The organism is Amycolatopsis sp. NPDC114484 (assembly GCF_055633755.1).
The window spans coordinates 792,690-802,484 of the sequence record NZ_JBVKDQ010000001.1; the positions used below are offsets into that span (position 1 = coordinate 792,690).

Annotated in this window: 11 protein-coding genes; 7 read left to right on the plus strand and 4 right to left on the minus strand. The window is 68.1% G+C overall.

Annotation, left to right across the window (positions count from 1 at the left end; genetic code table 11):
• The first annotated feature begins 246 nt into the window (after nucleotides 1–246).
• The 3 genes from ACZ7SW_RS03880 to ACZ7SW_RS03890 are packed head-to-tail and all read left to right on the plus strand — an operon-like array spanning nucleotide 247 to nucleotide 2,659.
• The gene (locus tag ACZ7SW_RS03880) at nucleotides 247–1,014 is read left to right on the plus strand and encodes an ESX secretion-associated protein EspG (RefSeq protein ID WP_470228885.1); all 768 of its coding nucleotides are present in this window, start codon (nucleotides 247–249) and stop codon (nucleotides 1,012–1,014) included.
• Nucleotides 1,015–1,046: 32 nt separating this feature from the next.
• Entirely contained in the window at nucleotides 1,047–1,469 is a 423-nt protein-coding gene (locus tag ACZ7SW_RS03885) for a hypothetical protein (protein WP_116200765.1), read from the plus strand.
• Nucleotides 1,466–2,659: a hypothetical protein gene (locus ACZ7SW_RS03890; protein ID WP_470228886.1), complete on the plus strand. Its 1,194-nt coding sequence runs from the start codon at nucleotides 1,466–1,468 to the stop codon at nucleotides 2,657–2,659. Before ACZ7SW_RS03885 ends, ACZ7SW_RS03890 begins: the two co-directional genes overlap by 4 nt.
• 58 nt (nucleotides 2,660–2,717) lie before the next feature.
• Here ACZ7SW_RS03890 and glfT1 read toward each other — a convergent pair whose 3' ends face one another.
• Genes glfT1 through wzm form a run of 3 tightly spaced genes read right to left on the minus strand, consistent with a single transcriptional unit; the run spans nucleotide 2,718 to nucleotide 5,398 of the window.
• Nucleotides 2,718–3,626: a galactofuranosyltransferase GlfT1 gene (gene glfT1, locus ACZ7SW_RS03895; RefSeq protein ID WP_470228887.1), complete on the minus strand. Its 909-nt coding sequence runs from the start codon at nucleotides 3,624–3,626 to the stop codon at nucleotides 2,718–2,720.
• Nucleotides 3,626–4,441: a galactan export ABC transporter ATP-binding subunit Wzt/RfbE gene (wzt, locus tag ACZ7SW_RS03900; protein ID WP_116200762.1), complete on the minus strand. Its 816-nt coding sequence runs from the start codon at nucleotides 4,439–4,441 to the stop codon at nucleotides 3,626–3,628. The genes glfT1 and wzt overlap by 1 nt, the downstream gene beginning before the upstream one ends.
• Nucleotides 4,442–4,444: 3 nt before the next feature.
• Complete coding sequence (wzm, locus tag ACZ7SW_RS03905) at nucleotides 4,445–5,398, minus strand: galactan export ABC transporter permease subunit Wzm/RfbD (protein ID WP_470228888.1); 954 nt, start codon at nucleotides 5,396–5,398, stop codon at nucleotides 4,445–4,447.
• Nucleotides 5,399–5,529: 131 nt separating this feature from the next.
• On the opposite strand from wzm, the gene ACZ7SW_RS03910 reads away from it, so the two are divergent.
• Both ACZ7SW_RS03910 and neuC read left to right on the plus strand, forming a co-directional pair.
• On the plus strand, nucleotides 5,530–6,555 hold the full coding sequence (locus tag ACZ7SW_RS03910) for an N-acetylneuraminate synthase family protein (protein ID WP_470228889.1): 1,026 nt from the start codon (nucleotides 5,530–5,532) through the stop codon (nucleotides 6,553–6,555).
• Nucleotides 6,548–7,678, plus strand: coding sequence for a UDP-N-acetylglucosamine 2-epimerase (gene neuC, locus ACZ7SW_RS03915; RefSeq protein ID WP_470228890.1), 1,131 nt, complete (start codon nucleotides 6,548–6,550; stop codon nucleotides 7,676–7,678). Before ACZ7SW_RS03910 ends, neuC begins: the two co-directional genes overlap by 8 nt.
• Here the strand turns inward: neuC and ACZ7SW_RS03920 are convergent.
• Nucleotides 7,654–8,352 (minus strand): acylneuraminate cytidylyltransferase family protein, encoded by a 699-nt coding sequence (locus ACZ7SW_RS03920; protein ID WP_470228891.1) that lies wholly within the window; start codon nucleotides 8,350–8,352, stop codon nucleotides 7,654–7,656. The two genes, neuC and ACZ7SW_RS03920, sit on opposite strands and share 25 nt — an antisense overlap.
• Nucleotides 8,353–8,498: 146 nt before the next feature.
• On the opposite strand from ACZ7SW_RS03920, the gene ACZ7SW_RS03925 reads away from it, so the two are divergent.
• Both ACZ7SW_RS03925 and ACZ7SW_RS03930 read left to right on the plus strand, forming a co-directional pair.
• On the plus strand, nucleotides 8,499–9,194 hold the full coding sequence (locus ACZ7SW_RS03925; RefSeq protein WP_470228892.1) for a hypothetical protein: 696 nt from the start codon (nucleotides 8,499–8,501) through the stop codon (nucleotides 9,192–9,194).
• Entirely contained in the window at nucleotides 9,191–9,664 is a 474-nt protein-coding gene (locus ACZ7SW_RS03930) for a hypothetical protein (RefSeq protein WP_470228893.1), read from the plus strand. The genes ACZ7SW_RS03925 and ACZ7SW_RS03930 overlap by 4 nt, the downstream gene beginning before the upstream one ends.
• Nucleotides 9,665–9,795: the final 131 nt, after the last annotated feature.

The window sequence follows — 9,795 nt, forward strand, 5'->3', positions numbered from 1 at the left end:
TCGCCGAGGATGGCCTCGGTGGCGAGGTGGAGGTCCGACGGCCGCGACGGCTGCGTCGATGGCGCGTCGGTGCAGGCCGACCAGGTTCAGCCGGTTCGGCGGTCGGGTCGGCCTGATCGAGGCCAACGAAGAACTCGTCGCGGCGGAGCTGTTCGCTCCGGACGACGCGCCCTTGGCGCCGATGGCCGCGACAGCGCGGAGTGGACTACGGTTTCGCCGGGGAGAGACCGGATTTAGGGGTGGGTCGTGCCGTACACGTTGACGCTGTCACCGGCAGCGGTGGATCTCCTGCTGGCAGAACTCGGGCTCGGCCGCGCGCCGGCGCCGTTCGAGGTGCCGCACATCGGCATCACCGGCGAGGAACGCGCCGCGGTGCGCGACGCCGTCTTCCGTGACCTCGACAGACGAGGCCTGCTGCGGCGCGGGACCGTGGACGACGACGTCCAGATCGCGCTCGCCACGTTCGCCCGGCCCGGCCTCGCGGTGTCCGCGGCGGCCAAGATCGGCGACGAGCAGCTGTTCGCGCGGGTGGCGTCCAACGGCCAGTTCGCGGTGCTCGTCTGCCAGCGGGACGGGATGTTCGCCTTCGAGGAGGTCCGCCCGACCGGCATCGTCCCGGCGATCGTCGACCTGCTGCCGCTCACACCCGCCGCGCCCGGGCAGTCGGTGACCGTCGCGCGGCCGTCGAAGCAGGCGGTCCGGGGCGACGCGTACGACCCGTTCGCCGGGGTCAGCGGCCCGCGCACGCACAATCCGCAGCTCAGGGCCGTGCAGCGGATCTTCGAGAAGCCGCGGCTGGCGGTCGGCCAGTTCACGCCGTACGTCGGCGACGGCAATGGTCACGAGCGAGCGCTGCCGTCGCTCGCGTGGTTCGACACCGAACTCGGCCGCTACCTGCTCAGCACGCGTGATTCCAGCGACGGCAACCGCTGGCTCACCTACGCCCCGGCAGACAATGCCCGTCTGGCCCAACAACTGTTCACCCAGCTTGAAGGCTATTCGGCAAACGCCTGACCGGAGCGGCTCGCGTCGGTAAACTCCGGCGCATGAGCACTGATCCGCTGGCGGCAGGCGGGCTGAACGCCAAGGGCATCGCCGAAGCCGCGGCCGAAACGCACAAGCTGGCCGGCACCGCGAAAGCCGGCGGGTTCAGCATCGACGGCGACGCACTCGGTGACCTGCGCAAAGCGCTCACCGACATGGTCACGCGCCTCGAACGGCTCAAGCCGCAGACGCAGGCGCTGACGACCGCGCCGAAGCTCGGCAGCCACCCGTACGGGCACACCGTGGCCGAGCACGACCGCAAGAGCGGCGCCGACGCGCCCGGGGCGGCCCTCGACGTGCTGGACCAGTTCGGCCGGATCCTGAAAGAGGCCGACGAGGCCCTCGCGCGAGCGGGCGGGGTCTACACCGAGAACGAGAGCCAGGCCATCGACTCCCACCGCACCGTGAAGGGCAGCACCGAATGAGCACGCCGCAGCCGGGGCTCGCGCCGTCGGACGCCGACTACCTCGGGCACCCGCATCAGCAGCTGAAGTCGTACGTCGAGACGAATCTCGACGTGGAGCAGGTGTCGTCGGTGTCGCAAGCGTACACCGAGGTGCAGAAAGCGTTCGAGGACTTCGCGACGCAGTTGGGCGAGGCCGTGAAGAAGGCCGCGCACGCTTGGAGCGGAGAGGCCGCGGCCGGTGCGCAGGCGTATTTCGTGAGCCTCGCCGAATGGGCCGAGGCGAATGGCCAGAATGCGAAACTGGCCGCGCGGATCGTCGAGGAGCAGGCGTCCGCCGCGCAGGTGGCGAAGCATTCGATGCCGGACGCGGTCCCGTTCGACTGGTCCGAGGAATTCGACAAATGGTCGCACGCGAGTCCGCTCGAAATGAGCAATGAGATCGATGCGACGCTGAAGAAGCAGCAGGACAGCCGGTCCGCGCACGAACAGGCCGCGGAGACGATGTCGAAGTACGACGCTTCGCTGCACGAGACGGGGTCGAAGCAGCCGGCGTTCGCGCACCCGCCGAAGTTCGGTGTCGCGGCTGGTGGCGGCGCCGCGGTGGCGATGCCGACGGGGCCGCACCACGACGCCGCTCCTCCGGCCGGGCACGCGGACGCTCCTCCGGCCAGCCCGGCGCCCGCTACCTCCACCGTTGGTTCGGCGACGGACGCCGGCGGCGGCGGTGCCGCAGCCGGGCACGCGGCGGCCAGTGCTCCGACGGTCAGCGGCCCGAGCCAGTTCACCGGCGCGGTGCATCAGCCGATGCCGGACAGTTCGGGCTCGACCACCGCGGCCGGTTACGCCCCGGCCGCGGCACAGGCCGCTGCGGGCGGCGGCAACGCCGGGTCCGCCGGAATGGGCGCGATGCCGATGGGCGGCATGCCGATGGGCGGAGGCGGCGGAGGGTTCGGCGCCGACGAGGAACACCAGAGCAAGGTCGGCCGCGGCGGTGGCTCGTTCGGCCCCGGCGACGGCGCGATGGAGCCGGGAGCGGCCGATGTCGCGGCCGGCGGAATGGGCGGCGCTCCGGCCCGGCCGGGCATGGGCTTCGGAGCCCGCCCGTACGACGAAAGCCTCAACCAGCCCGCGTTCGTGATGGAAATCGAGGACGACGACGAGGTGTTCGGCGGCGGACATCGCTCCGCGCCGCCGGTGATCGGGGAATAGCTCGGGAGTCCGTTGTGGACGGTGGGGTCAGCGCACTGTCCACAACGGACTGACCGGCTCAGTACCGGTAAAACTTCTCCGCACGTCCCTGCCGCACCAGCTTCAGCCACTGCAAGAACGCCTTCGGGTCCCGCTTCACGCCCACGAAATACAGCCCGAAGCGCAACACCTCCAGCGCCCCGATCTTCCGCATTCCCGGCTGCGACAGCAAATACCCGCGGTTGCGGTACGTGTAATACCGCTTGACCTCGTTCTCCGGGTCCTGTGCGTGGAATTTCCCGCCCAGCATCGGTTTGAACTCGTCCGAGCCGTCGGGGTGCAGGTAGGTCGTGCGCAGCGACGTGCCGAACGGCAGGCCGGACCGGACGAGGCGGCGGTGCAGTTCCACCTCGTCGCCGCGGAAGAACAGGCGCAGGTCGGGCACGCCGGTGACGTCCAAAGTGGACGCACGGAACAGCGCGCCGTTCATCAAAGACGCGATGCCGGGCAGGAAGTCCGTGCCCAGTTCGGCCGACGAGCGCTTCCAGGTGAGGCCGCGGCGCAGCGGGAACGCCAGTTTCGCCGGGGCGTCGATGTTGGCCACCACCGGGGAAATCTCGGCGAGACCGCGCTTTTCGGCTTCCTCGAGCAGGATCTCGAGCACGTGCTCGTCCGCGGGACGGCCGTCGTCGTCGGCGAGCCAGACCCAGTCCGCGCCGAGCGACAGCGCGTGCAGCATGCCGAGTGCGAAACCGCCCGCGCCGCCGAGGTTTCGGTGCGACGGGAGGTACGTGTACGGCAGCGGGTAGGCCTCCACCACGTCCCGCGCGGACTTGTCCGGGCCGTTGTCCACCACCACGAGGTGGTCGACCGGCCGGGTCTGGGCGGCGATGATCTTCAGCGAGTCCGCGAGCAGCTCGCGCCGGTGCCGCGTGACCACCACGCCGACGACGGCGCCCTCGGGCAGCTCTCGCGTCTCGCCGGTCATCATTCCCCGCCGTTCGTGGTGGTCGCGGGCTCGATGCCGAGGCGCTCGAGACCTTCCTGGCTCATGTTCTCGAACGGGTCGCGGCCCTTGTACTGGGTGAGCACCTCGCGCAGCGAACCCTGCTGCTTGACGTGCCCCTCGTCCATCCAGATCGCGGTGTCGCACAGCTCCATCAGGAACTCGTCGGAGTGGTTCGCGAACACCAGGATGCCGGAGCGTTTGACCAGGTCCTTGAGCCGGTCGCGGGCCTTGTTGAGGAACGCCGCGTCGACCGCGCCGATGCCCTCGTCGAGGATCAGGATCTCCGGGTCGATCGAGGTCACCACGCCGAGCGCGAGCCGCACCCGCATGCCGGTGGAGTACGTCCGCAGCGGCATCTGCAGGTAGTCGCCGAGTTCGGTGAACTCCGCGATGTCGTCGACCCGCTTCTCCATTTCCTTGGCGCTCATGCCGAGGAACAGGCCGCGGATCAGGATGTTCTCCACGCCGGAGATCTCCGGGTCCATGCCGATGCCGAGGTCGAACACCGGCGCGATCCGGCCGACGATCCGCGACGATCCGCGGGTCGGCTCGTAGATCCCGGCGAGCAGCCGCAGCAGCGTGGACTTGCCCGCGCCGTTGTGCCCGACGAGACCGACCCGGTCGCCCTCGCGGAGGCTGATCGACACGTCGTGCAGCGCCTCGATGATCGGCACCTTCTGGTCGGAGCTGATCTTGCCGCCGACCTTGCCGAGCACGCGCTTTTTCATCGAACGCGTCTTCGCGTCGAAAATCGGGAAGTCCACGTACGCGTTGTGGACGTCAATGCTGACCATCTGTCACACCCAATACGAGACGCGGGACCGGTAATTGCGCATGGCGACGAGGGCGAGCGCCCACCCGACCACGGTGAGCCCGCCGACCACGACCCAGCTGGTCCAGCTCACCGCCTGTCCGATGAGCGGCGACCGCACCACCTGCATGTAGTGGTAAAGCGGGTTGAGCTTGATGATCGGCAGCGCCCACGACGCACCGTCGCGCGCGCCGCCGGACAGCAGCTGGTCGACCGGCCAGACGATCGGGGTGCCGTAGAACATCAGCTGGATCAGCGAGTTGATCAGCTGCGGAATGTCGCGGAAACGCGTCGAGATGATGCCGAGCAGCAGCGCGGCCCAGCCCGCGGTGAGCGCGAGCAGCACGAACCCGGGAATGGCGAGGAAAATGTTCCAGCTCAGACCAGGGTGGCAGAACTTGTCCGGTAGACACGCGCCGTCTTTCGACCCGAGCGAATACGGGGAATCCAGCGCCGAGAAGAAAATGATCAGCAGCACGACGTAGACGATCATGTTGTGCGCCAGCAGCAGCGTCTGGCGCCAGATCGTGCGCAGCACGTACACGCTGATCGGCGCGGGGACCTGTTTGATCAGGCCCTCGTTCGCGATGAACGTCTCCATGCCTTCGGTGAGGCAGCCCTGGATGAAGCCCCAGATGATGAAGCCGGTGGAGAGATAGGGCAGGAACACCTCGATCGGCGTGCGGAACAGCTGCGAGTACAGCAGGCCGAGGCCGAGCGCGATGACGCCCTGGCTGATGGTGATCCAGAACGGCCCGATGATGGACCGCCGATACCGCTGCTTGATGTCCTGCCAGCCGAGGTGGGTCCAAAGCTCACGGGCGGCGAAACCGGTCTTGATGTCGTCGATCGCACGCGCGAACGTCTTGCTGTCCGACGACGGTGGAACCGGAGTCGAGACATCGGGTTCGGCTGCGTGAACCGTGCTGGTGGCATGCACGTGGACGAGGGTACCGATGGGACGCACCGCATCGATGGCAGGGCGGATGCGCCGGGTGGGGCAGGCCACGCCGCGGAACCGGTTAAGGTCGCCAGCAGACCGCACTCCCGCTCCGATCCGGAGGTCTCCCCATGTTCATGCTCGGCCAGCACCCGGTCGGTGCCGACCACCCGCCTGTCGTGATCGCGGAGATCGGGATCAACCACGAGGGCGACCCGAAGAAGGCGCACCGGATGGTCGACGACGCCGCCGACGCCGGCGTCCAGGTGGTGAAAATCCAGACACACGTCGTCAACGACGAAATGATCCCGAACGATGTCGTTCCGGGCAATGCGGACGAACCGATCTGGGACATGATGAACCGGGTCGCGCTGTCGGCCCAGGACGAGCGCGAGATCAAGGCGCACGCCGAGGAACGCGGCATGGTGTTCCTCTCCACGCCGTTTTCCCGCGCGGCGGCGGACCGGCTGGCGGAGCTGGACGTCGCGGGATTCAAGATCGGTTCGGGCGAGTGCAACAACTACCCGCTGATCCGGCATGTCGCGTCGTTCGGGAAGCCGGTCATCCTCTCGACCGGGATGAACGACATCGCTTCGATCACCCCCGCGGTGGAGATTCTCCGCGAGGCCGGGGTCGGGTTCGCCTTGCTGCACTGCACCTCGCTCTATCCGACGCCGCCGGAGCAGGTCCGGCTCGGCGCGATGAGCGAACTCGGCACCGCGTTCCCCGATGCCGAGCTGGGGCTGTCCGATCACACGACGACGATCTACCCGTGTCTCGGCGCGGTCGCCCTCGGCGCGTCCGTGCTGGAGCGGCACTTCGCCTCCGACATGAGCTGGCCGGGGCCGGACATCCCGGTTTCGTCCCCGCCGGAGGAGTTCGCGCGGCTGGTCGAGGGTTCCCGGCTCATCCACGCCTCGCGCGGCGGCAGCAAGCAGATCCTCGCCGAGGAGCAGCCGACGATCGACTTCGCGTACGCCTGCGTGGTCACCACCAAGGACATCGCCGAGGGCGAGCAGCTGACCACGGACAACATCTGGGTCAAGCGCCCGGGCACCGGCGAGATCAAGGCGAAGGACTACGAAGCGGTGCTCGGCCGTCCGGTCAAGAAGGCGCTGGCGGTCAACACACAGGTCAGCTGGGCGGATCTTGGCTGAGCAAGCTGTCCGGGAGGTCCTTTTCCTCACCGGGACCAGGGCCGATTTCGGCAAACTGCGGGACATCATGCTGGCGGCGCAGGAGAGCCCTCGGCTCTCCGCCCGGATCGTGGTGACCGGCATGCACATGCTGCGCAGTTACGGCTACACGGTGCGCGAGATCGAGCGGGCCGGGCTGCGGCGGCTGCACCTGATCCCGAACCAGATCGAGGACGAGCCGATGGCGCTCGTGCTTGCCAACACCGTGCAGGCGCTCGCGCGGCTGGTGCACGAGGAGCGGCCAGACGCGATCGTGGTCCACGGAGACCGCGTCGAGGCGCTCGCCGGCGCGATCGTCGGATCGCTGGCCAACGTCCGCGTGCTGCACATCGAGGGCGGTGAGGTCAGCGGGACGATCGACGACGTCATCCGGCATTCGCTGTCCAAACACGCGCATGTGCACCTCGTGGCGAACGAGGAGGCCCGCCGCCGTCTGCTTCAGCTGGGCGAGGAAGAGGAGCGGATCTTCGTCGTGGGCAGTCCTGAGGTCGACGTGCTGACGTCGCCGCAGCTGCCCGCGCTCGACGAGGTGCGCGAGCGCTACGACATCCCGTTCACCGAGTACGGGGTGCTGGCCTTGCACCCGGTCACCACGGAACTCGACCAGAACCGGCGCAACGCGGCCGCGGTCGTCGACGCGGTGCTGCGGGGCGGCAACTGGGTGGTGATCGAGCCGAACAACGACGAGGGCTGCCGGGAAATCCGGCGTGAGCTGGATCGCCTCGACGGGCCGAACGTCGTGCGATTGCCGTCCATGCGGTTCGAGTACTTCGTGACGCTGATGAAGAACGCGACTGTGGTGCTGGGCAACTCGAGCGCCGGGGTCCGGGAGGCTCCGGTGCTCGGTACGCCGTCCGTCACGGTGGGTACCCGGCAGCGCAACCGGGCCACCGCGCCGAGCGTGCACTGGGTGGATCCGGATTCGGCGAAGATCGCGGCGGCGATCGAGAACGCACGTGCGCGGGGACGATGTGAGCCGTATTCGGCGTTCGGCGGACCGGGCGCGCAGCGCCGGATCGCGGAGCTGCTGGAAGGCGAGGAGGTATGGCAACCGTCGCTCTACAAAGTGTTCGTCGACCGGTGAAGCTCGATCGCCTGCGCTTCGGCCAGGCGCAGGTCCGCGGCGGTGTCGATGTCGACCGCTCGTTCGGCGGGGACGACCTGGCACCGCACTTCAGGCACGAAGAACCGCTGATGGCTGCGCAGATCGCCGGCGCGCACCAGGTAGATGCCCCCGGTCGGACGGAGGACCGGCGGCAGGGACTGGCGAGGAGCTTCCAGGTCCTCCCACGTGCGAACGGGAGTGACACTGCCGTCGGGCTCTTCGAGGCACACCTTGAGCGGGTGGTGGTCGTGGGAGCGGCACATCTGCACCACGGAACCGCTAGGCCGGCCAGCGTGGATCTCGACGCATTCGGCGATGTCGCCGGCGGTTCGCAGCGGCGAGGTCGGCTGCAGCAGGAGCACCAGCGTCGAGTCGGGAACTTCCCTCGCGTCCAGCGCGTGCACTACCGCGGGCAGCGTGCGGCTGCTGGCCTGGGCGAGCGGGGCGGGCCGGTCGACGACGGCGGCCCCCTCGGCCGTCGCGGCCGCGGCGATGTCACGATCGTCGGTGGTGACCACCACATCTTGGATACCGGCAGTGAGCGCGGTGTGCACGGTGTGTGCGACAAGCGGACGGCCGAGGAAGGGGACGAGGTTCTTGCCGGGAAGCCCGACCGAACCGCCTCGGGCCGGGACGATCGCCACAGTGTCCACCGCACGAGCCTCCGAAGGTCGGATTGTGCCGCCCTGCCAGGACGGGGAATCTGGTTCGTCGGCTATTGTCCTTCTGCTCGGTTTACGGCGGTCGGGGGGATCGAGCTGAGGCCGGCTGGGGATCCTCACGACGTGGTAGGGGTGCGATGAATCCGACTCAGTTCGCGGACGAGGTGTCCGGCAGAGCCCGGCTGGGCCACCTGGACACGTCTATTCGCGACCTCTTGTCGGCCTATGCCCGAAACCCGGGACGGGTCGAAAGCATCACGGTCGTGGGCAATGCCCCCATGGCCCCCGATGCCCGGCGCGCGGAGTTGATCGATTCGAGCGACCTGGTGTTCCGGATGACCACGTTCGCGTTGGACGAGCAGGACGCGCCTCCCGCTTACGGGACGCGCGCGGATGTCGTTGTGGTGCACCGCGGCCTGACCGCGTCTCCTTACACTTTCGCGGATTACCCCTCGCGGATGTACCTGCTCGCCGAGCCGGGCCGGTTGTTCTGGGAGCCGGAGACTTTGCCGGACTGGTGGCCGTCCGACTTGGGTTTCATGCCGATTTCGAATCGGCGTTTCGTCGTTCCACTGGTTCGGTTGCTGGGCTTGGATCCCGAGCAGCCGGTGTGGGCGACCACCGGAACCCTGGTGGTTTACCTGTGCCGGGAACTGTTTCCTGAGGCGACAGTGAAATTGACCGGCGTGTCCATTCTCGACAATCCTGACCAGACCATGTTCGAGCACGCCTGGGGAGACCGGGTCGGCATTACCGCCGAGCACCGATTGCACGCGGAATCGGCTCTCCTCAAGTCGTGGAGTGAAACCGGAAGAATTGAGATCCTGCCGTGAGTGAGCTGCGTCGTGCCGCTTCCCGCGTGAAGCGATTGGTGTTTCGGGCCGGACATCCGGCGCTGGTGCGGTTCCATCACCGAGTCGAACGCATCGTCGACGGACGGCTGCGGCCGGAAATCGACGCGACCCGTTCGCGTATCGACGAGGTCCGGGACGAACTGCGCGCCGAATTCCGCGAGGAACTCGGACGGGTCAACGCCCGCTGCGACGAACTGGACGGGCACGTCAAGTGGCTCTACGACGAACAACGCCGTCTCGCCCCGCATATCGCGGCCCTGGACGCCCGGGTCGCGGCGTTCGAGCGTCCAGGTTCCCCGGGGCGCCTCGCTGAGCGGCTGGAGTACGCGGCAGACGAGGCCGACGAGGTGCGAGCGGAGCACGCCCGGATCCGGGCACGGCTGTCGGCGGTCTCGAAGTACGAGGAAAGGCTTGCCCGGGTGGAGGAAAAGCTCGGGCGGGAGAACTGACTTTTCATCGCGGTTTCGTAGGCCAGCAGATTGCAGCAGGATAGTGCTGTATCTCTGCTCAATTTCGCATAGCTTTTCTGCGGGGTCAAGACCCACATCTGATCCACCTCTTGCCGTTGCGTCGGGTGTGG